At 70.2% G+C, this 20,828-nt stretch carries 21 protein-coding genes; 11 read left to right on the top strand and 10 right to left on the bottom strand.

Features of this window, described 5'->3' with window-relative positions; all coding sequences use genetic code 11:
- Nucleotides 1-165 precede the first annotated feature (165 nt).
- The 5 genes from ACWD2L_RS17440 to miaA all read right to left on the bottom strand — a co-directional run bounded on the left by ACWD2L_RS17440 (nucleotide 166) and on the right by miaA (nucleotide 6,419).
- Complete coding sequence (locus ACWD2L_RS17440) at nucleotides 166-1,620, bottom strand: M1 family metallopeptidase (protein WP_351332997.1); 1,455 nt, start codon at nucleotides 1,618-1,620, stop codon at nucleotides 166-168.
- A 78-nt stretch (nucleotides 1,621-1,698) separates the two neighbouring features.
- Entirely contained in the window at nucleotides 1,699-3,828 is a 2,130-nt protein-coding gene (locus ACWD2L_RS17435; protein WP_351332994.1) for a RelA/SpoT family protein, read from the bottom strand.
- Nucleotides 3,829-3,967: 139 nt separating this feature from the next.
- A complete protein-coding gene (gene dapF / locus ACWD2L_RS17430; RefSeq protein WP_351332991.1) occupies nucleotides 3,968-4,837 on the bottom strand; it encodes a diaminopimelate epimerase in 870 nt (289 codons plus the stop codon).
- 67 nt (nucleotides 4,838-4,904) lie between these two features.
- Complete coding sequence (locus ACWD2L_RS17425; RefSeq protein WP_351333083.1) at nucleotides 4,905-5,372, bottom strand: hypothetical protein; 468 nt, start codon at nucleotides 5,370-5,372, stop codon at nucleotides 4,905-4,907.
- 108 nt (nucleotides 5,373-5,480) lie between these two features.
- Entirely contained in the window at nucleotides 5,481-6,419 is a 939-nt protein-coding gene (miaA, locus tag ACWD2L_RS17420) for a tRNA (adenosine(37)-N6)-dimethylallyltransferase MiaA (RefSeq protein ID WP_351332988.1), read from the bottom strand.
- 182 nt (nucleotides 6,420-6,601) lie between these two features.
- Between miaA and ACWD2L_RS17415 the strand changes: the two genes are divergently transcribed.
- A complete protein-coding gene (locus ACWD2L_RS17415; RefSeq protein ID WP_351332985.1) occupies nucleotides 6,602-6,880 on the top strand; it encodes a hypothetical protein in 279 nt (92 codons plus the stop codon).
- A 43-nt stretch (nucleotides 6,881-6,923) separates the two neighbouring features.
- Nucleotides 6,924-7,208, top strand: a complete 285-nt coding sequence (locus ACWD2L_RS17410) for an antitoxin (protein WP_351332983.1) — start codon at nucleotides 6,924-6,926, stop codon at nucleotides 7,206-7,208.
- Nucleotides 7,209-7,287: 79 nt separating this feature from the next.
- Here the strand turns inward: ACWD2L_RS17410 and ACWD2L_RS17405 are convergent, their stop codons facing one another.
- Nucleotides 7,288-8,004: a class III extradiol dioxygenase subunit B-like domain-containing protein gene (locus ACWD2L_RS17405; RefSeq protein WP_351332981.1), complete on the bottom strand. Its 717-nt coding sequence runs from the start codon at nucleotides 8,002-8,004 to the stop codon at nucleotides 7,288-7,290.
- A gap of 85 nt (nucleotides 8,005-8,089) precedes the next feature.
- Nucleotides 8,090-9,622: a tRNA (N6-isopentenyl adenosine(37)-C2)-methylthiotransferase MiaB gene (gene miaB / locus ACWD2L_RS17400; RefSeq protein WP_351332978.1), complete on the bottom strand. Its 1,533-nt coding sequence runs from the start codon at nucleotides 9,620-9,622 to the stop codon at nucleotides 8,090-8,092.
- A gap of 145 nt (nucleotides 9,623-9,767) precedes the next feature.
- Here miaB and ACWD2L_RS17395 point away from each other — a divergent pair, with 145 nt between their 5' ends.
- Complete coding sequence (locus tag ACWD2L_RS17395) at nucleotides 9,768-10,763, top strand: TAXI family TRAP transporter solute-binding subunit (RefSeq protein ID WP_351332976.1); 996 nt, start codon at nucleotides 9,768-9,770, stop codon at nucleotides 10,761-10,763.
- Here the strand turns inward: ACWD2L_RS17395 and ACWD2L_RS17390 are convergent.
- Both ACWD2L_RS17390 and ACWD2L_RS17385 read right to left on the bottom strand, forming a co-directional pair.
- The gene (locus ACWD2L_RS17390) at nucleotides 10,742-12,256 is read right to left on the bottom strand and encodes a sensor histidine kinase (RefSeq protein WP_351332974.1); all 1,515 of its coding nucleotides are present in this window, start codon (nucleotides 12,254-12,256) and stop codon (nucleotides 10,742-10,744) included. The genes ACWD2L_RS17395 and ACWD2L_RS17390 overlap by 22 nt on opposite strands.
- 21 nt (nucleotides 12,257-12,277) lie before the next feature.
- Nucleotides 12,278-12,964: a response regulator transcription factor gene (locus ACWD2L_RS17385; protein ID WP_351332971.1), complete on the bottom strand. Its 687-nt coding sequence runs from the start codon at nucleotides 12,962-12,964 to the stop codon at nucleotides 12,278-12,280.
- A gap of 247 nt (nucleotides 12,965-13,211) precedes the next feature.
- On the opposite strand from ACWD2L_RS17385, the gene ACWD2L_RS17380 reads away from it, so the two are divergent.
- From ACWD2L_RS17380 to ACWD2L_RS17345, 8 genes are all read left to right on the top strand, one after another.
- Nucleotides 13,212-13,991, top strand: coding sequence for an amino acid ABC transporter ATP-binding protein (locus ACWD2L_RS17380; RefSeq protein WP_351332969.1), 780 nt, complete (start codon nucleotides 13,212-13,214; stop codon nucleotides 13,989-13,991).
- A gap of 93 nt (nucleotides 13,992-14,084) precedes the next feature.
- On the top strand, nucleotides 14,085-15,005 hold the full coding sequence (locus ACWD2L_RS17375) for a glutamate ABC transporter substrate-binding protein (RefSeq protein ID WP_351332965.1): 921 nt from the start codon (nucleotides 14,085-14,087) through the stop codon (nucleotides 15,003-15,005).
- Nucleotides 15,006-15,149: 144 nt separating this feature from the next.
- A complete protein-coding gene (locus ACWD2L_RS17370; protein WP_326021166.1) occupies nucleotides 15,150-15,797 on the top strand; it encodes an amino acid ABC transporter permease in 648 nt (215 codons plus the stop codon).
- Nucleotides 15,794-16,792 carry an amino acid ABC transporter permease gene (locus ACWD2L_RS17365; protein ID WP_351332963.1) on the top strand — a complete coding sequence of 333 codons (999 nt, stop codon included), beginning with the start codon at nucleotides 15,794-15,796 and terminating at the stop codon, nucleotides 16,790-16,792. Before ACWD2L_RS17370 ends, ACWD2L_RS17365 begins: the two co-directional genes overlap by 4 nt.
- A 212-nt stretch (nucleotides 16,793-17,004) precedes the next feature.
- Complete coding sequence (locus ACWD2L_RS17360; protein ID WP_351332960.1) at nucleotides 17,005-18,690, top strand: FAD-dependent monooxygenase; 1,686 nt, start codon at nucleotides 17,005-17,007, stop codon at nucleotides 18,688-18,690.
- Between the two features lie 85 nt (nucleotides 18,691-18,775).
- Nucleotides 18,776-18,865, top strand: a complete 90-nt coding sequence (locus tag ACWD2L_RS17355; RefSeq protein WP_323187227.1) for a putative leader peptide — start codon at nucleotides 18,776-18,778, stop codon at nucleotides 18,863-18,865.
- Nucleotides 18,866-18,947: 82 nt separating this feature from the next.
- On the top strand, nucleotides 18,948-19,517 hold the full coding sequence (locus ACWD2L_RS17350; RefSeq protein ID WP_351332956.1) for a cupin domain-containing protein: 570 nt from the start codon (nucleotides 18,948-18,950) through the stop codon (nucleotides 19,515-19,517).
- Nucleotides 19,508-19,909 carry a rhodanese-like domain-containing protein gene (locus ACWD2L_RS17345; RefSeq protein WP_451190186.1) on the top strand — a complete coding sequence of 134 codons (402 nt, stop codon included), beginning with the start codon at nucleotides 19,508-19,510 and terminating at the stop codon, nucleotides 19,907-19,909. The genes ACWD2L_RS17350 and ACWD2L_RS17345 overlap by 10 nt, the downstream gene beginning before the upstream one ends.
- Nucleotides 19,910-20,039: 130 nt before the next feature.
- Here the strand turns inward: ACWD2L_RS17345 and recX are convergent, their stop codons facing one another.
- Complete coding sequence (recX, locus tag ACWD2L_RS17340; protein ID WP_351332951.1) at nucleotides 20,040-20,822, bottom strand: recombination regulator RecX; 783 nt, start codon at nucleotides 20,820-20,822, stop codon at nucleotides 20,040-20,042.
- Between the last annotated feature and the right edge of the window lie 6 nt (nucleotides 20,823-20,828).

Raw genomic sequence — 20,828 nt, 5'->3', positions numbered from 1 at the left:
GTCTGTGGGATACGGAATACGCGACGGGCGTCACACCCGTCATATGTGACAACGCTCGGCCTGCTCCGGGGATTCCCGCGAGCGCCGATCCGGTGGCCCGCGCCGTCGACGTCGACGATATTCGCACGGTACGGGCCGTCTCGTCATCTGGATTGTTTCCCTGTGTCAGTGCTTCGACACCGGCTCGGACTTCCAGCCCGGATGACCCAGCATGGGCGGCGTCTTCTTCGCGTGGAGCCAGGCATCGAAGAAGCCGGTCAGGTCACGCCCCGACAGCTGCGAGGCGAGCCTTACGAAGTCCGCGGTCGTGGCGGTGGAGTCACGGTGCGTGCCCACCCACGTGCGCTCAAGGCGCCGGAAGGCGTCCGCGCCGATCTCCTGACGCAGGGCGTAGAGGACCAGGGCGCTGCCGTCATAGACGACCGGCCGGAAGATGCTGATCTTCCCGTCGCTCGTGGGCGCCTTGGGCTCGGCGGGCGGTCCGCCGTCGGCGCGCATGGCGTCGGACGCACGGTAGGCGGCGCGCATCCGCTTCACCATGGGCCGGTCCGCCTTCTCCTGGGCGTACAGGGCCTCGTACCAGGTGGCGTGGCCCTCGTTGAGCCACAGGTCGGACCAGGTGCGAGGGCTGACGCTGTCGCCGAACCACTGGTGTGCCAGTTCATGGACCATGATCGACTCGACGTACCACTTCGGGTACTCGGAGCGCGTGAACAGGTCTCTCTCGAAGAGAGAGAGCGTTTGTGTCTCGAGTTCGAAGCCGGTCGACGCATGGGCGATCAGCAGCCCGTAGTTCTCGAAGGGATAGTTGCCGACCTTCCCCTCCATCCAGGCGATCTGGCCGGGCGTCTTCTTGAGCCACGGCTTCAGGGCCTTGGCGTCCCTGGCCGGCACGACATCGCGTACGGGAAGTCCGTCCGGGCCCTCCTGGTGCAGCACGGCGGAACGGCCGATGGAGACCTGGGCCAGCTCTGTGGCCATGGGGTGGAGGGTGCGGTAGGCCCACTTCGTGGCTCCTCCTTGTCGCGTTTTCGCGACAGGGAGACCGTTGGCGACCGCGGTGTACTCCTTGGGCGCGGTGACCCGGAAGGTGAAGTAGGCCTTGTCGGAGGGGTGGTCGTTGGACGGGAAGACGCGGTGCGCCGCGTCGGCCTGGTTGGCCATCGCGAGCCCGTCCTTGGTCCGCACCCAGCCGACTTCCTTCTTGCCGGGCCGGGGGTCGCTGGTGTGCTGCACGGTGATGTTCAGCGGTTGACCGGGAGCGACGGGCGCAGCGGGCGTGACAACCAGGTCCTCGCCCTTGGTGGCGTGGTGCGCCCGCGAGCCGTTGACCGTCACCGAACGCACGGTGCCGTGCGAGAAGTCGAGGTTGATCCGGTCGAGCCAGGACGTCGCCCGCGCGTCGATCTTGGTGACGGCATCGAGAGGCTTGTTGTTGTCACCGTGGTACGTGAAGGAGATGTCGTAGTCGGTGACGTCGTAGCCGGGATTGCCGAGATGCGGGAAGAGCCGGTCGCCGATGCCGAGCGGCTCGGCGGGCGCGGCCGCGGCGACAAGGGCGAGCGAGGCGCCGGCGGCCAGAAGTGCGGCGACGCGGGGCGTTCGGGAGCTGAGCAGCATGAACTACGGCTATCAGCGCGCGCCTCCGGGCACGGTGCGGCACGCGCCGCACCACCCGAACGAGGGTTCCGGGTGGGCCTACAGGGCGCCCGCCGCCGCGTGTCGGGTGCGCCCCACGTCGTACACGCCCGGCACGTTCCGCATCGCCCGCATGACGCCCTGAAGGTGTCCGGCGTCCGGGAGTTGGAGCGTGTACGTGTGCCGGACGCGGCCCTGGTCGGGCGGGTCGACGGTCGCCGAGATGATGGCGACGCCCTCCAGCGCTATGGCCTCGGTCAGGTCGGCGAGGAGATGGGGGCGGCTGAACGACTCGGCGATCAGGGTCACCCGGTACTCGGCGGGCTCCGCGTCGGCGTCCGCCCAGCGCACGCCGACCTCCGCGCGCCCCGCGGCCTTCATGCGCGCCACTCCGGCGCAGGCGACACGGTGCACGGTGACGACGCCGCCGCGTACGGCGAACGCGGTCACCTCGTCGGGCGGTACGGGCGTGCAGCAGCCCGCGAGGCGCACCGTGGCGCCCTGTTGGTCGACCAGGGCGTTCGCCGCGGAGGGCCGCGCCGATGGGCCGCTGTACGGGGCTCTGGGCGCCGACTGGGGCGCGCTCGGACCCTCCGGGTGGGTGGCGATCCAGCGGCGGATGGCGATGCGGGCGGCGGGCGTACGGGCGTGGTCGAGCCAGGCGACCGACGGCTCGGACGCGGCGCTGCCCTCCACCCCGGCCATGAGCGGCTGGACGGTGTCGCCGTCACCGAGGACCGTACTGAGCGTCGCCAGGCGGCCGTTGACCCGCGCGCCGATGCAGGCGTGGGCGTCCTCGCCGTACTGCGCGTACGCGGCGTCGACACAACTGGCGCCTGCGGGGAGGCCGATGGAACCGCCGTCGGGCCGGAAGACGGTGATCTCGCGATCCTGGGCGAGGTCCTCGCGCAGCGTCGACCAGAAGGTGTCGGTGTCCGGCGCGGACTGCTGCCAGTCGAGCAGCCGGTTCAGCCAGCCAGGGCGCGTGGGGTCGGAGCGCTCGCCATCGGTGTCCAGGTGCTCCTCTCCGGAGGGCGTGTACGGATTGCCGAGCGCCACGACGCCCGCCTCCGCGACCTTGTGCATCTGGTGCGTACGGATGAGGACTTCGGCGACCTCGCCGTCCGTGCGGGCTACCGCGGTGTGCAGCGACTGGTACAGGTTGAACTTCGGTACGGCGATGAAGTCCTTGAACTCCGAGACCACCGGCGTGAAACACGTGTGCAGCTCGCCGAGGACGCCGTAACAGTCCGCGTCCTCGGACACGAGGACAAGGAGGCGCCCGAAGTCGGCCCCGCGCATCTCACCGCGCTTGCGCCGCACCCGGTGGACGGACACGAAGTGCCGCGGCCTGATGAGGACTTCGGCGCTCAAGCCCGCCTCGCGCAGCACTGAGCGCAGCTCGGTCGCGAACCCTGCGAGGGAGTCCTCCGTCTGCTGCGCGTAGGCCGTCATGAGCTCGCGCGTCTGCCCGTACTCCTCGGGGCGCAGGATCGCGAACACGAGATCTTCGAGCTCGGTCTTCAGCGCCTGCACACCCAGCCGCTCGGCGAGCGGGATCAGGACGTCGCGGGTGACCTTGGCGATCCGCTCCTGCTTCTCCTGGCGCATGACGCCGAGGGTGCGCATGTTGTGCAGGCGGTCGGCGAGTTTGATCGACATGACGCGCACGTCGTTCCCGGTCGCGACCAGCATTTTGCGGAAGGTCTCGGGTTCGGCCGCCGCTCCGTAGTCGACCTTCTCCAGCTTGGTCACTCCGTCGACGAGATAGGCGACCTCTTCGCCGAACTCCTCGCGCACCTGCTTGAGCGTGACCTCGGTGTCCTCGACGGTGTCGTGGAGCAGGGAGGCGGTCAGCGTCGTGGTCTCCGCGCCCAGCTCGGCCAGGATCAACGTCACCGCGAGCGGGTGTGTGATGTACGGCTCGCCGCTCTTGCGCATCTGGCCGCGGTGCGAGGACTCGGCCAGTACGTAGGCGCGGTGCAGCGGCTCCAGAGCGGCGTCGGGATAGTGGGCCCGGTGGGCCTCCGCCACGTGCCCGATCGCGTCCGGGAGGCGGCCGCGGGCGGTGGGGCCGAGGAACGCCGCGCGGCCGAGACGGCGCAGGTCGATCCGGGGGCGGCCACGCCGACGGTGCGCTCCGGGCGTGATCGGTCCCGGGTTCGCGGGGTTGGTCGCCTCCGCACTCATGAGCACCTCCGGCTTTGTCGACCGGCGGCGGGCTGGCGGCGGCACCCGTCCGGACCGGTGCTTGATGCTACCGAGCCCATCACGTGGCGCAGTCCCGCTCTCGCCGAGCGTGAAACGGATCACCCATTCGAGCGAAGGTTCACTGGTTTACGGTTTCGATTGCCGCGAACCAGTCGGTGTCGAGCCGACCTTCCGCGACGATCACGGCGGGACCGGTCATCTCGATCTCGCCGTCCGCACGCTCGGTGATCGTCAGCCTGCCTCCGGGCAGATCGATCTCGTACGTGACAGGAGCCCCGGTCACCGCCGGGTCCAGGCCGTCCCTGCGGGCGGTCGCGACGGCCACGGCGCAGGCGCCGGTGCCGCAGGAGCGGGTCTCGCCTGAGCCCCGCTCGTGCACCCGCATGGCGACGTGCCTCGGGCCTCGGTCGACGACGAACTCGACGTTCACACCCTCCGGGTATGCGTTCGCCGGCGCGAAGGGGGGCGGGTCGTACAGCGCGCCCGCGTGCGCGAGGTCGGCCACGAAGGCGACCGCGTGCGGGTTCCCCATGTTCACGTTCGTCGCGGGCCAGGTCCGCCCGTCGACACTGACCGTGACGTCGCCCTCGGGGAGCGTCGCCCTGCCCATGCCAACGGCGATCAGGCCTTCCTTGTCGATGTGGACCGCCTTGATGCCGCCTCGGGTGGCCACGGCGAGGTCTCCCTCGCCGACGTGTCCCGCGTGCTGGAGGTAGCGGGCGAAGACCCGCACTCCGTTGCCGCACATCTCGGCCACCGAACCGTCGCCATTGCGGTAGTCCATGAACCACTCCGCCTCGTCGGCCATGTGCCGCGCCTCGGGGTGCGCGGCGGTGCGCACGACGTGGAGCACACCGTCACCCCCGACGCCGGCCCGACGGTCGCACAGTGCGGCGACGGCGGTCGGCGAGAGCGCGATGGCGTTCTCCGGGTCCGGGATGATCACGAAGTCGTTCTCGGTCCCGTGACCCTTGAGGAAGGTGCTCATTTCTCGATCGTACGAGATCGGTCCGACAATCCGGTCGGCGGAGTGCCGCACGAGGCGCCGGGCACGGTCAGCGGAGCCGCGCCACGCGCCACACGGCGAGCACCGCGACGGCCGCGACCACGACGACGTACGCGCCCACGACCCGCCAGTCCGGCCACCGGCCCGAGCCGCGCGGCGGCAGTCCCGGCAGCGTGTACCCGACCCGGCGGGCCGCCATCATGCCCCAGCCGGCGGCGCAGGAGCTGATCAGGAGGCCGAGCATCGCCACGACCGCGCCGCCGTCGCCGAAGTCGAAGAACAGCGGGAACGCGAACATCAGGGAGCCGATCGCAGCCAGCATTACGATGGGTGCCAGCTGCCAGATGCGGAGCCTGCGCTGCGGGCGCAGCTCGACCTCGACCTCTTGGCCCTCGTCCTGCGCGGCGAGTTCCTCCGCGGTCGGACCGTCGGCGATCACGCCGTCGGCGCTCGCCTCAGGACCATCGGTACTGAGCTGCTCTCCGCCTGGTGCGGTGTCACGAGGGCCGGCCTCCATCGCCACGCGCCCTCCCACTCCGGACTCCACTTGGTCGATCGATGGTCGATGATGGCACGCCCACAGAGGCCGGGATGACGGGCGGAGCGTCCCGATGCCATCACGTGATCAGGCTGTAACCGGTCGTTCGACCAACGACATTGCGCGAGCCGGGAGTTCCCCGCGTTCCGCCACTGCCCCACTGAGCCAATGCACCCGCGGGTCGCGCCGGAACCACGAGTCCTGGCGGCGCGCGAACCGCTTGGTGGCGCGGACGGTCTCCGCGCGCGCCTCGTCCAGCGTGCACTCGTCCGCGAGCGCCGCGAGCACCTGCTGGTAGCCGAGTGCGCGCGACGCCGTACGCCCCTCGCGCAGCCCCTGGGCCTCCAGTGCGCGCACCTCGTCGACGAGGCCCGCCTCCCACATCCGGTCCACGCGCGTGGCGATGCGTTCGTCGAGTTCGGGCCGCGCCACGTCCACACCGATCTGGACGGTGTCGTAGACGGAGTCGTGTCCCGGCAGGTTGGCGGTGAACGGTTTGCCGGTGATCTCGATGACCTCAAGGGCGCGGACGATGCGCCGGCCGTTGCTCGGCAGGATCGCCACGGAGGCCTCCGGGTCGGCGGCGGCAAGGCGCGCGTGCAGGGCGCCGGAACCGCGCAGCCTGAGCTCGTCCTCCAGACGGGCACGGACCTCCGGGTCGGTGCCGGGGAACTCCATCTTGTCGACGGCGCCCCTTACGTAGAGCCCCGATCCGCCGACGAGGACGGGCCAGCGGCCGGCCGCGAGCAGCCGGTCGATCTCCGTGCGGGCGAGGCGCTGGTACTCGGCGACGCTGGCGGCCTCCGTGACGCCCCAGATGTCCAGGAGGTGGTGCGGCACCCCGTCGCGTTCCTCGGGCGTCAGCTTGGCGGTACCGATGTCCATCCCCCGGTACAACTGCATGGAGTCGGCGTTGACCACCTCGCCGCCGAGTTCCTTGGCGAGGAACACGCCTAGATCTGACTTTCCTGCCGCGGTCGGCCCGACGACGGCGATGACCCGCGGGGCGGGAGCTGCGCTACTCACCGCCCCAGTCTCGCAAACCCGGGCACGTCTTCACGAATGAGCGACGTGACGCCACAGGTTCGGGTTCGTTGCCTGTTGCGAGGTTCCAGCCGCCGGTTTCGAGGGCCGGCGCCCCGGTCGCCGCAATGGGACGCACCGGGTAGGGCGGGATTTCGCCCACACGAGTAACGTATGGAGTTGAAATGGGCGTTTTTGCCAGGTTTCGCCGGAAGGTCAACGCTGCGGACGAGGCGTCAACCGCCGAGGCCCAGGCCGCCACTCTGACGGCCGCTCCGGAGGTGGCGGAGGCCGAGGAGCCCATCGAGGCCACCGCGGGCCCCGCAGCGGACCAGGAGGCCACGGAGACCGCACCCGAAGGCGAGACGGCCGAGGTGGCCGTGTCGGAGGGCGTGGAGATCCCGAAGCAGCAGTCCGCTGAGCAGGCCGCGGACAACGAGGCCAGTGAGGGCGCCCGCAAATAGTTCCCGAGAGCTCGGTGCGACGGAAGGCACGGAAGGTACAGCCATGGGCATCCTGGACACGTTGAAAGCCAAGTTCGGCCCCGCCCGGGCCAAGGTCTCGGACCTCGCGCAGCAGCACGGGGACAAGATCGACCAGGGCTTGGACAAGGCCGGGAAGATGGTCGACGAGAAGACCAAGGGCAAGTACAGCGACAAGATCCGGACGGGCACGGACAAGGCGAAGGACGCCGTCGACCGGATGTCAACGGCGGAGGGCAAGAACGCCGGGGGCGCCAAGGACACCGACGGTGGGAACACCCCGCCGTCGCCCCCTTCCGGGGCATCGTGACCCACTGCGCTTTCACAGACGGCGGCGGCCGCGAACCCATTGGGCTTCGCGGCCGCCGCCGTCTGTGGAGCGTTTCGCACTACGTCCAGGACGCCACGAAGTAGCCCACTCCGTAGGGTGCGTCCTCGTACAGCAGACGGCCCGTGCCGTCCTGCTCGCCCCAGGCGGCGCTGAGGAGTTGCCACGGGGCGCGGCCCGAGATCTTCAGCTCACGGGCGAGGTCGGCGTCGAGGTTCGCGAGCGTGCCGTCGGCGTCGAGGTCGCGCAAGGCCGCGGCGATGGCCGCGTCCACGCCCTCGGCGCGCTCGTCCAGGTAGCCGGGAGCCTTCAGCGTGCGGCAGGCCGTGCCGTCGCCCATGACGAGGAAGGCGACGCGCTCGGCTCCTGTCCTGCCCTCCGCGAGGCGGATCGCCCCGTCGGCGTCGGCGAAACCCGAGCCGCCACCCGCCACCTCGTAGCCGCGCACCTCACCGGTCCACCCCGCGCGCGCGAGCAGCCACGCGCCTACGGAGAGGGACGGCGGGAGTGTCGCCTCCACAACGTCGGGCGGCGCCGCTCCCAGGTACACATCGAGGTCGACGCCGAAGGGGCGGAAGGAGCCGCGGGAACCCGGCTCGTGGATGCCCGTGCCCGGGCCCTCGCCGATGACGCACACCAGGTCGGGGTCCGCCGCGAGCAGCGCCGCGATCGCCTCGTCGCAGGCCGCGCGCGCGGCGTCCAGTTCCGGAGCCGCGCCCGCGGCGACGTCGGGCACGAGCAGGGGCGGGCACGGGCAGGCGGCAGCGGCGACAAGCATGATCGGCAGCCTACTGCGCGCCCGCCGCACACCGGAAAGGCGGCCGTACTGCACAGGAAGCGAGGCCGGAAGGAAGCGAGGCCGGTCAGTCGACGGCGCAGCCTCCGGTCATCGCGGGCAACGGCTCGGGAACACCGATCTGCGGGAGGCCGAGCAGCACGCCCCGCTGCTTGTCCTGCTCCTCCTGGTTGCGCTTCTCCCACGCGTCGCCCGCGCGCGTGCGGCGCACGTTCAGGACGTCGTCCTCGGCAAGCAGGTGGTGCGGGGCCGCGTACGTGATCTCGACGGTCACGACGTCACCCGGGCGCACCTCGGCCTCGGGCTTGGTGAAGTGGACGAGGCGGTTGTCGGGGGCGCGGCCGGAGAGACGGTGGGTGGCGCCGTTCTTGCGGCCCTCGCCCTCGGCGACCATGAGATCCACGGTGCGGCCGATCTGCTTCTTGTTCTCCTCCCAGGAAATCTCCTCCTGGAGGGCGACGAGGCGCTCGTAGCGGGCCTGCACGACCTCCTTGGGGACCTGGTTCTCCATGGTGGCCGCCGGGGTTCCGGGGCGCTTGGAGTACTGGAAGGTGAAGGCGTTGGTGAAGCGCGCCTCGCGCACGGCGTGCATCGTCTGCTCGAAGTCCTCCTCGGTCTCGCCGGGGAAGCCCACGATGATGTCGGTGGAGATCGCCGCGTCAGGCATGGCGGCGCGAACCTTGTCGATGATGTTCAGGAACCGCTCCTGGCGGTACGAGCGGCGCATCGCCTTCAGGACCGTGTCCGAGCCGGACTGCATCGGCATGTGCAGCTGCGGCATCACGTTCGGGGTCTCGGCCATGGCGGCGATCACGTCGTCCGTGAAGTCGCGCGGGTGCGGGGACGTGAAGCGCACGCGCTCCAGGCCGTCGATGCCACCACAGGCGCGCAGCAGCTTGCTGAAGGCCTCACGGTCGCCGATGTCGCTCCCGTAGGCGTTGACGTTCTGGCCGAGCAGCGTGATCTCGGAGACGCCCTCGCCGACCAGCGCCTCGATCTCCGCGAGGATGTCGCCCGTCCTGCGGTCCTTCTCCTTGCCGCGCAGCGCCGGGACGATGCAGAAGGTGCAGGTGTTGTTGCAGCCGACCGAGATGGAGACCCAGGCCGCATACGCGCTCTCGCGGCGGGTGGGCAGCGTGGAGGGGAACGCCTCCAGGGACTCGGCGATCTCGACCTGGGCGTCCTCCTGGACGCGGGCGCGCTCCAGGAGGACGGGCAGCTTGCCGATGTTGTGCGTGCCGAAGACGACGTCCACCCAGGGCGCCCTCTTCACGATGGTGTCGCGGTCCTTCTGGGCGAGGCAGCCACCCACGGCGATCTGCATCCCGGGGCGCTGCGTCTTCATGGGAGCGAGGCGGCCGAGGTTGCCGTAGAGCTTGTTGTCAGCGTTCTCCCGCACCGCGCACGTATTGAAGACCACGACGTCGGCATCGCCGTCGGAGCCCTCGGGGGCGCGCACATAACCCGCGCCCTCCAGGAGGCCCGACAAGCGCTCGGAGTCGTGGACGTTCATCTGGCACCCGTAGGTACGTACTTCATAGGTCTTCGTGGGATTGGGTGAACGGTCGTCCACGGCCGGACGCGGGTCGCTGCTGCTCATGACAACAAGGGTATGGGGTTCCCGGAGTGGTTCTGTGGCGCCGTCCTCGCCCTCCCTGCGGCGCGGTAACGACGTCACCGAACGTGACCACAAGGGGACGTTCCGAACCTGGCCACCGCACGGCCTGGGCTGGCAGGATCACGCCATGCCGCAGCCGCCCCTTCGCGTGTCCCGCCGCAAGGCCCTCATGGGTTCCGTGGCCGGACTCGTGGTGTTCGGCCTGCTGTTGTGGTGGCTGCTGCCGCTCGGCGAGCAGTCGCCCCGGGGCCAGGTGACCTTCAGTACCGGCGCGCGCACGGGCGTCTACGAGAGGTACGGCAAGCTCCTCAAGCGTGCCGTGGACCGCGACCTGCCCGACCTGGGGGTCGCCCTCACCGGCAGCCAGGGCTCCTGGGAGAACGTGGAGCGCGTGGCCACCGGCAAGGCCGACTTCACCATCGCCGCGGCGGACGCGGTCGCCAAGTACCGGTCCGAGGGGCAGCCCGGCGCGGACCGGCTGCGCGGCTGCGCCCGCCTCTACGACGACTACATGCAGCTCGTGGTGAAGCGTTCCTCGTCCGTGCGGAACGTCGCCGACCTGCGCGGCATGAAAGTGGCGGTGGGCGGCCGGAGTTCCGGGGTGCGGCTGATCGCCGAGCGGATCCTGAAGGCGGCGGGGCTCGACGTCCGCAAGGACGTCACCGAGGTGGGCATCGGCATAGACGCCATGCCGCGCGCCCTGGAGTCGGGCGAGATCGACGCGTTCTTCTGGTCCGGGGGCCTGCCCACCAACCACGTACGGAAGCTGTCCCAGGACGCCCCCATCCGGCTCGTCGAACTCGGCTCGCTGGTCGACAAGTTGCACGCCATGGGTGGCTACTCGCGCTACTACCGGGCCGCCGTGATGCCCGCCGACGCCTACCCGGCAGCCCAACAGGGCGAGCCCGTCAACACGTTGGCGGTGGCGAACCTGCTGGTGACGACCGACCGGGTGGACCCGGAACTGACCGAGGCGGTCACCCGTACCGTCATCGACAGCCGCGACCACATCGGGGCGCAGGTGCACGCGGCCCAGCTCGTCGACCTCAGAACGGCCGTCTACACGAACCCGCTCACCCTCCACGAGGGCGCGCGCCGCTACTACCGCTCGGTCAAGCCCTGAGCGGCCGTCTCCCGGCCTGAACCGCTCTCCGCGCTGCCTGCTTCGCCGCCGACCTCCGCGACCCCCTGGACCGGCACCGGCGCCGTCCTGGGCACCCGCAGGGTCACCTCCAGGCCGTGCGGTTCCCGCCGCGCGTACCCGAGGGAGCCGCCGCCCGCCGTCAGCAGCGCTCGTGAGATGGACAGGCCGAGGCCCGAGCCCTTGATGTTCTGGTGCTGACCGCTGCGCCAGAACCGGTCGCCGATCCGGGCGAGTTCCTCTTCGCTCAGGCCCGGTCCGCCGTCCGCGACCTCGATCACCGTCGCGTCGCCGGTGGCCCTGGCCGTGACGGTCACCTGCTCACCCTCGGGCGTGAACTTCAGGGCGTTGTCGACCACGGCGTCCAGGGCGCTGGACAGCGCGATCGGGTCGGCCCAGCCCGTCACGGCGGGGCAGTCGGCCACGAGCCGTACGCCGTCCTCTTCCGCCAGCGGGCGCCAGGCCTCCACCCGCTCAGCGGCCAGCTCACCGATGTCGGTGAGCTGAAGATCCGCGGCGGCGTGCTCGGCCAGGGCCAGGTCGAGCAGGTCGTCGAGGACCCGGCCGAGGCGCTTGCCCTCGGCCTTCACCGACCCGATCTCCTCGTTCCCCTCCGGCAGTTCGAGTGCCAGTACGTCGATGCGCAACATCAGGGCGGCGAGCGGGTTGCGCAGTTGGTGCGAGGCGTCGGCGACGAAGGCGCGCTGCTGCTCGAGCACGTCCTCGACGTTGTCCGCCATCTCGTTGAACGACCGGGCCAGGCGCCGCAGTTCCGGCGGGCCGCCGGCCGCCGCGACCCGCGACTTCAGGCGTCCTGTGGCGATGTCGTGGGTCGTCGCGTCCAGGACCCGTACGGGCCGCAGCACCCAGCCGGTCAGCCGCAGTGCGGCGCTCACGGCGAGCAGCATCGCGGCCACCTCACCGGCACCGATGACCAGCCAGCCGCGCAGTGTCTTGCTGCGCATCGCGCCGGTCGGCGACTCGGTGACCACGACCGCGACGACGTCACCGTCCCGGATGACGGGCGAGGCGACCACGAGCCGGCCGCGCTGCCACGGCCACACCTGCGGCGGATCGTGGCTGCCGCGCGAGTACAGCGCCTCGTCGAACGCGGCACGCAGCGCACCGCCGGAGCCCGGTGGCGGCACCCGGAAGTCGTCGGGCGCGCGCCCCATGGGCTCCTCGTCCCGGTAGAAGACGCCCGCCTTGATTCCGTACACCTCGTGGTAGCGGGCGAGTTCGGTGCGCAGCGTCTGCTGCCGCTCGTCGCTCACCAGCTTCTCGCCCTTGCCGGCCTTGTCCGGGCGCGTGGTCACGAACTGCGCGAGGGAAGCGAACCGCGCGGTGTCGTCGATCCGGTCGACGACCACCTTCTGCTGCTGGGCGGAGGCCACGCTCACGGCCAGCGGAAAGCCGAGTGCGAGCAGCACGCCCGCCATGAGGACGATGAGCAGCGGAAGCAGGCGGGCGCGCACGCCAGGACTCTACGGCTTCTGTTACGCGGCCGGGGCGACGAGCCGGTAGCCGACTCCCCGCACGGTTTCGATGAGCATGGGCATGCGCAACTTGGAACGCAGCGAGGCGACATGCACTTCCAGGGTGCGCCCCGTGCCCTCCCAGCTGGTCCGCCACACCTCGCTGATGATCTGCTCCCTACGGAAGACGACGCCCGGACGCTGCGCCAGGAGCGCGAGCAAGTCGAACTCCTTACGGGTGAGTTGAACCGCCTCTCCCGCGACCGCGACCTTACGGGTGGGCAGATCGATGCTGACGTCCCCGAACTGCACCTCATGGTCGACGGTGGCAGCGGGTTCCTCCTGCACCGTGCGGCGGCTCACCGCATGAATGCGGGCGAGTAGCTCCCCTATGTCGTACGGCTTCACTACGTAGTCGTCCGCGCCGAGGTTGAGCCCATGGATGCGTGACCGTACGTCGGCGCGCGCGGTCACCATGATCACGGGCGTCGTGGTGCGCTTGCGGATCCTGCCGCACACCTCGTAGCCGTCAAGGTCGGGCAGGCCCAGGTCGAGCAGCACGACACCGAAGGCGTCCGCCTCGGGCACCAGTGCCTGCAGTGCCTCCTCGCCGCTGCGCGCGTGCTTCACCTCGAAGCCGTGCCGGGACAGGACCGCCGAAAGGGCACCGGCCACGTGGTCGTCGTCCTCGACGAGCAGCAGTCTCATTACGCCCCCTCACCTCTCCCGCGCGGTTCATCAAGGCATCCACTCCGAAAAGCAAGGACGACGTCAAGAGCCTTCCGGTTACGGCCGTGTTCCGTTATGCAGCCGGTATGAGCGCCCCGCGCCCCCTTCACGCATAGTGTCCGGTTGCGGCCGGATCGTTATGCTCAATTTCCCCTCAGATGTAATGACGCTGGTCGTACGGGGTTACTACTGTCCTCCCAACCGAGGAGGACGGAGCAAGACCCCGATGACCGAAGTTTCGGTGACCAAGGACGCCACTCCCCCTGCGGGCGACGCGCTGGTCGCACTGAGCCGAGTCAACAAGCACTTCGGCGCGCTGCACGTGCTCCAGGACATCGACCTGACCGTCGCGCGAGGTGAGGTCGTCGTCGTCATCGGCCCGTCGGGCTCCGGCAAGTCGACGCTGTGCCGCACGATCAACCGCCTGGAGACCGTCGATTCCGGCGACATCACGATCGACGGCAAGCCGCTGCCCCAGGAGGGCAAGGAGCTGGCACGCCTGCGCGCGGACGTGGGGATGGTCTTCCAGTCCTTCAACCTCTTCGCGCACAAGACGGTGCTGGAGAACGTGACGCTGGGGCAGGTCAAGGTCCGCAAGGCGGACAAGAAGACGGCCGAGGACAAGGCGCGTGCGCTCCTCGACCGGGTCGGTGTCGCCGCGCAGGCCGACAAGTACCCCGCGCAGCTCTCAGGCGGCCAGCAGCAACGCGTCGCCATCGCGCGGGCGCTGGCGATGGACCCGAAGGTGATGCTCTTCGACGAGCCGACGTCGGCCCTCGACCCGGAGATGATCAACGAGGTCCTGGAAGTGATGCAGCAGCTCGCCCGGGACGGCATGACGATGGTGGTGGTCACGCACGAGATGGGCTTCGCCCGCTCCGCGGCCAACCGCGTGGTCTTCATGGCGGACGGACGGATCGTCGAGGAGGCCGTCCCCGACCAGTTCTTCAGCAATCCGCGCAGCGACCGGGCCAAGGACTTCCTGTCGAAGATCCTGCACCACTAGACGCGCGCCCCGCGCGGGGCCACAACCGGCGCCCCACGCGCGCGTGTTGCCTTTTCCCTACTGCCGAATCTGCCGACACGAAGGATGTTCACCATGAAGCTCCGAAAGTCCGCCGCGGCGGCCGCCGCCGTCGCCGCGCTCGCGCTGACCGCCACCGCCTGTGGCGGCGAGTCCGGCAACGCCGGTGACAAGGCCGCCGGGGCCTCGGGTGGCAAGGACCAGCCCAAGCTGCCGACGTACGCGGTGAAGAGTGATGTGAAGGTCGACTCCGCGACTCTGAAGAAGGCCCAGAAGGCCGGCAAGATCGTCATCGGTTCCAAGGACGACCAGCCGTACCTGGGCTTCCAGGACTCCGGCGGCAAGCGCTCCGGTTTCGACATCGAGATCGCCAAGATGGTCGCGGCCGACCTCGGCTTCAAGGCCGACCAGATCACGTTCAAGACGATCGACTCCGGCGTCCGCGAGACCACCATCTCCAAGGGAGATGTCGACCTCTACGTAGGCACGTACACGATCAACGACGAGCGCAAGAAGCAGGTCGGCTTCGCGGGCCCGTACATGATGGCCGGTGCCGACCTTCTGGTACGCAGCGACGAGAAGGGCATCACGGGCCCGACCTCCCTGAAGGGCAAGAAGGTCTGCTCCATCAAGGGCTCGACCCCGCTGCAGGAGATCAAGAAGCCCAAGTACGGCGCCGAGACCGTCGAGTTGGCGAAGTACTCGGAGTGCGTGCAGCAGCTGCTCAACAACGAGGTCGACGCCGTCACCACCGACGACGCGATCCTGAAGGGCTACGCCGCGCAGAACCCGAAGAAGCTGCAGGTCGTCGGCAAGCCCTTCACCAAGGAGCCCTACGGTGTGGGCATGGGCAAGGACGACAAGGCCCTGCGCGACGCGGTCGCCGACGCCCTTGAGGCGCACGAGAAGAACGGCGACTACAAGAAGGCCTACGACGCGACGCTCGGCCTCTCCGGCGCCGAGTTCACCGAGCCGCCGGCCCTGGAGCGCTACTGAGCGCTTGCTGAGCGTTCGCCGCTCCTGAGCGTCCAGCCGCCTGTTACTCGCAGGCAGTGAGTTGACTGTGTCCCTGTACGTCGTATCGGCGTACAGGGCGCGGCTCCCCCTGCCCGACCGCTGCCGCCCCACGAGGAACTCCCCGTGAATGTACTGCTCGACCACCTTTCGGAATTCCGCGAGGGATTCCTCGGCACCATAGGCCTGACCCTGGCCAGCGGCCTCCTCGCGATGCTGCTCGGCACGGTCCTCGCCGGTTTCCGGGTCTCGCCCGTACCGCCTCTGCGGTACTTCGGCACCGCCTGGGTCACGCTGTTCCGCAACACCCCACTGACGCTGCTGTTCCTCGTCATCTGGTTCGCGGTGCCCCAGGTCCTCGACTTCGGCTTCAGCCCGTGGGTCAAGGCCCTGATCGTACTGAGCTGCTACACCTCTTCGTTCGTCTGCGAGGCGGTGCGCTCCGGCATCAGCACCGTGCCGCTCGGGCAGGCCGAGGCGGCGCGCTCGATCGGCATGTCGTTCTTCCAGACGCTCGGCCTGATCATCCTGCCGCAGGCGGTGCGCACCGTGCTGCCGCCGCTGAGCTCCATCTTCATCGCGCTGACCAAGAACTCGGCCATCGCGGGCGCCTTCAGCGTCACCGAACTGTTCGGCTGGCAGAAGCTGTTGAGCGACCAGGGGTACCCGATCGCCTGGGTCTTCCTGTGGGTGGCGCTCGGCTACCTGGTCATCACCTTCGCCATCAGCATCTTGTTCCGGGTGCTCGAGAGGACCCTGGAGGTCGCCCGATGAGTGCCAGCGTTCTCTACGACGCCCCGGGCCCCAAGGCCCGCACGCGCAACCGGATCTACACCGTCGTCGGTACGCTCGCGGTCGTCGGGCTCATCGTCTTCGTGGTCGCGCAGCTCGCGTCCAAGGACCAGTTCGCCGCCGCCAAGTGGGACATCTTCAACTACGCCAACGTGCGTGCCGCGATCCGTGACGGCATCCTGACCACCCTGAAGGTCTTCGCCGCCGCGGGCGTCCTCTCACTGGTGCTCGGCGTCGTCCTCGCGGTGGCCCGGTACTCGGATCACCGACCGATCCGCTGGTTCGCCACGGGCTTCATCGAGCTGTTCCGCGCCATCCCGCTACTGATCACCATTTACGCCCTGTGGGTTCTTTTCCTCACCTACAAGAGCGACCTGGGTGTGATCGGCGAGAACAACGCCTTCTGGGCGCTGGTGATCGGCCTCACGGTCTACAACAGCTCGGTTCAGGCCGAGGTGCTGCGGGCCGGCTTCCAGGCCGTGCCGCGCGGCCAGGTCGAAGCGGCGTACGCACTGGGCCTGCGCAAGTATCAAGTGATGACCATGCTGCTGCTGCCGCAGGCGATCCGCTCGATGCTGCCGACGATTATCAGCCAGCTGGTCGTCACCCTTAAGGACACCTCGCTCGGCTACATCATCACGTACGCGGAGCTCCTGTACGCCGCCCGCAAGCTGGCCAACAACACCTTGATCGAGGGCGAATACCCGTACGTTCCGGTACTCGTCGTGACCGGCACGATCTACGTCCTGATGTGTCTGGCCCTGTCCGGGCTCGCCAACTGGATCGAGCGGCGCGGCCGCCGCGCCAAGACCGGCATCAAGGTGGCCGCGGCCGCCGAACCCGTCGCCGAGGGGGGCCTGATGGACTCCGCGGACCTGCCTGGCGGGGCCGGCCATGGCACGGCTGCCTCCGGGACCGTTGACGAGCGGCCGCAGGGTGATGACCGATCCGAAGGACCCGGTTCGCCAAGAAGTTGACCCGACCCCGCGCGCGGGGCCTGAGCTGCACGGCGGCAGTGGCGTGATCGCCACTGCCGCCGTCACTTGACGCAAGCACCGGCAATGGGTTGCATACGCTCTGTGAACGCGCACCCCGCTCCAACTGCCCGTCCTTGTAGGTCCAGTACGCCGCCCGTGCCCTGGCACGGGACACTTCCCGGCGGGTCTCTCGGGGCGGGAGGGGCCGCGCCGTGGACCCGGTGATCGTCGTCGGCGCGGGTCCCGTCGGGCTCGCACTGTCCCTCGCTCTCGCGCGGCACGGCGTACCCTCCGTGATCCTCGACGAGGGCCCCGGCAAGGACGAACAGCGGCCCGCCCGCACGGTGGTGCTGCGCGAGGACACCGCGGCGCTGGCCGAGCGGCTCGCGGGGACGTCGTTCGAGGGCATCGGCGCCCGCTGGACGGGCTGGCGCTCCATGCGCCGCAAGCAAGTGATGGGTGTGCTCACCTTCGGTGAGCAGAGTACGGAGGGTGAGACCGGAGCATCCGGTGGACCGGGGGCGTCCGGTGCCCCGGTAGCACCCGCCAACGCGCTGCCCGCGCCCCTGCACATCGCCCAGCACGACCTGACCGACGCCCTGCGCAGGGCCGTGGACTCGGAACGACTCATCAAGCTCGCCGTCGACAGCCGTCTCGACTCGCTCGAGGAGGAGAAGACGGGCCTGACCGCTCACACCCGCGGCCCCAAGGGCACGTGGTGGCGCGGCAGTTACCTCGTGGGCTGCGACGGGCCGCGCTCCACGGTCCGCAAGCTCCTCGACATCCGCTTCCCCGGCCGCACCGCCGTCGAACGCCACGCGGTCGCCGCGCTGCGTGCGGAACTTCCGTGGCCCGGTGAGGCGTTGCTCCATAGGAGCCCTCCGTGGCGGACCTCGGGCCGCTCGGGCTCGGAGGTCGTCGGCCGCCCCCTCACCGACGGCGTCTGGCGCCTGGACTGGCTGCTGCCGCCCCGCAGCGACCTGGTCACCCCGGATGTCCTCGTGACCCGCATCCGGGAGACGCTCGCGGGCTGGTGCGGAGGCTCCACCCCGCCGTACGAACTGCTCGACACCGGAGTCCACACGGTCCATCACCGGCTCGCCCGCCGCTGGCGCGTGGGCCGTGTCTTCCTCGCGGGGGACGCGGCGCACCTGCTGGGCGCGCTCGGCACGCAGGGCCTGGACGAGGGGCTGCGCGACGCCGACAACCTCGCCTGGAAGCTGGCCCTCGCCTGGCATGAGGGGGCGCACGCCGCCACCGACGCGCTGCTCGACAGCTATCAGGCCGAGCGCCGTGCCGTGGTGGCCGGGCGGCTGCGCGCCGCGGACCAGGCGCTGCCGATACTGCGCGGTGGCGGGGGGCTGCGGGGGTACGTCCCCGGTGCCGCGCGCGGGCACGACGCGCTGCTCACGGACGGTCACTTGGGGCACGGGCCGCTCGGCGCGCCGGGGGCGTACGCCGACTCGCGGCTCGCGCCTGCGCGCTCCGAGTCGCAGGTGGACGTGGGCACGGCGCCCGGCGCGCCGATCGCGGATGTCGAGGTGACCGCGCCGGACGGCTCGTTCGTACGCCTCCGGGACCGGCTCGGCCGCGGGCCACTGCTCGTCGTCCTCGTCGCCCCCGGGACCGTGGTGTGGGAGCGCAAGCACTGGATGTCGGCGGGCCTGATGCCACGGCTCGCGGCGGCCGTCGCGGCGCTCCCCCACGAGGCCGAGCTGCTTGTCGCGGAGCGTTACCCGGAGGCCCCTGCGCACACAGTGCTGCTGATCCGGCCCGACGGCCATCTGGTCACGGCACTGAGCGGCGTACGTCCGGCGGAGCTCTACGAGGCCGCGCGCACGGCCCTCGGCAGGCCCGCGGAGGAGAAGGGTCCGGTGAAAAGCGGCGCCGGCCGCTGAGCCGCCCGCCTAAGCCGCCTCGCCTGAGCCGCTCGCCGAGATCGATGAGTTGACCGTCACCTGCCCCCATGGTGTACTCCGGAGCGTGACGGTCGACACCGATGTACGCCTGTGGCGGAGGGTCCATATGGACCTCATCCGCTATGCGGGCTGCGTGTGTCACCCCTCCTGCTGAATTCGCATCTCTTCCTTTTCACGTGCCCGCCGTGCGGCGTTTCGGCGGCGCGTGCTTTTCGCGAACTCCCAGGACGGTACCGGTGTCCAGTCTCACGCAATCCGCTCTCGCGCAATCCACTGCGCGTTCCCGTACGGCTCCTTCCCGTACGCCGTCGGCCGCGCCCACGCAGGCCGACCTCCTCGCTTTCGTCCGCAGCGTCGCTCAGGACCGCGACCTGATCGCCTCACTGCCGCTCGATCCGGAGGGCCGCACATGGGTGCGGCTCGAAGGCCCCGACGGCAGCGAGGCCTGGCTCATCGGCTGGCCGCCGGGCACCGGCACGGGCTGGCACGACCATGCCGAGTCCGTCGGTGCCTTCTTGACCGCGGGCGGCGCGCTCACGGAGAACTCGCTCGCCGCGCGCCTTCCCACCGACGGGTGGAAGACCCTGGAACTCTCCGAAGACGTCGACAGGGCACGGGAGTTGACGGTGGGGGAGGGACGCGCCTTCGGCCGCCACCACGTGCACGAGGTCCTGAACGAGTCCGCCATCGAGCACGCCGTCTCGGTCCACGCCTACTACCCACCGCTCCCCCGGATCCGGCGCTACAGCCGCACGGGCCCGGTGCTGCGTCTGGAGTCGGTGGAGCGCCCGGAGGACTGGCAGTGAGCGCTTCACCAGTGGGCATCGACGAGCTTCTTGAGCGGGTGCGATCCGAGCTCGACCGGGTCGAGGCGCGGGACGCGTTCGACGCGGCGTCCCGCGGCGAGGCGCTACTGGTCGACATCCGGTACGCGGCGCTGCGGGAGCGCGACGGCCTGATCCCCGGGGCTCTTGTGGTCGAGCGCAACGAACTGGAGTGGCGCCTCGACCCTCGGGGCAGTCACCGCGCTCCGGAGGCCACCGGTCACGACCTGCGCGTCGTGGTCGTCTGCAACGAGGGCTACGCGTCGAGCCTCGCCGCCGCCTCCCTGCACCAACTGGGCCTGCGCCGCGCGACGGACCTGGTGGGTGGCTTCCAGGCCTGGCGAACGGCAGGTCTGCCCGTCACGGAGGCGTGAGGGGCAGACCGTGGCAGGCAGCCGCGACCCGGAAGCGCGAGAGCGCTTCCGGCTTCCGGCTTCCGGCTTCCGGCTTCCGGCTTCCGGCTTCCGGCTTCCGGCTTCCGGCTTCCGGCTTCCGGCCGAGTCGTTAGTCCCCGAACTCCAGGTCCTCGGTTTCCTCCCCTTCTTCCTCCAACGCCTGCCGCACCACTCTCAGCGCCATGCCCTCCGGATACCCCTTGCGAGCGAGCATCCCCGCGAGGCGGCGCAGCCTCTTGTCGCGGTCGAGACCTCGCGTGGAACGGAGCTTGCGCGCGACGAGTTCACGCGCGGTCTCCTCCTCCCGCTCGGAGTCGAGCTGCCCGACCGCCTCATCGATCACCGTCGAGTCCACGCCCTTGGTGCGCAGCTCACGGGCGAGCGCCCGGCGGGCAAGTCCCCGGCCGTGGTGCCGCGACTCCACCCACGCGTCCGCGAAGGCGCTGTCGTTGATCAGCCCCACCTCTTCGAACCGGCTCAGCACCTCCTCCGCCACGTCATCGGAGATCTCGCGCTTGCGCAGCGCGTCGGCCAACTGCTTGCGCGTACGCGGAGTCCCGGTGAGCAGACGCAGACAGATGTTCCGCGCCCGCTCAGCCGGGTCTCCTGACGGCGCCCCCCGCTCGGCCCTCGACGAGTCAGGGGGGCCGTCGTCCTGTACGGCGCCGGACGGATCCCCGAATCCGCCCCGGCGCCGACGCCCACGCGGCTCGGCCCCGCCTCGCTTGCGTCCACCACGGCGCGGCCCGCCCGCCGCACCGCTCCCCGCTTCGACGTCATCTCCGGCCTCGCCGTACGCCATGCCGTCGTACACCTCGCTGCCCCCGCTCCCCCGGTCCTCGGGAACGGCGAAGCGTACGTCGTCATCGGCCCAGTCGGTTCGTCGTGTCACGGCGGA

Source organism: Streptomyces sp. NPDC002754, from assembly GCF_053592315.1.
Note: the sequence above shows the minus strand (reverse complement) of the source record. Positions and strands in the feature narration are given on the sequence as shown.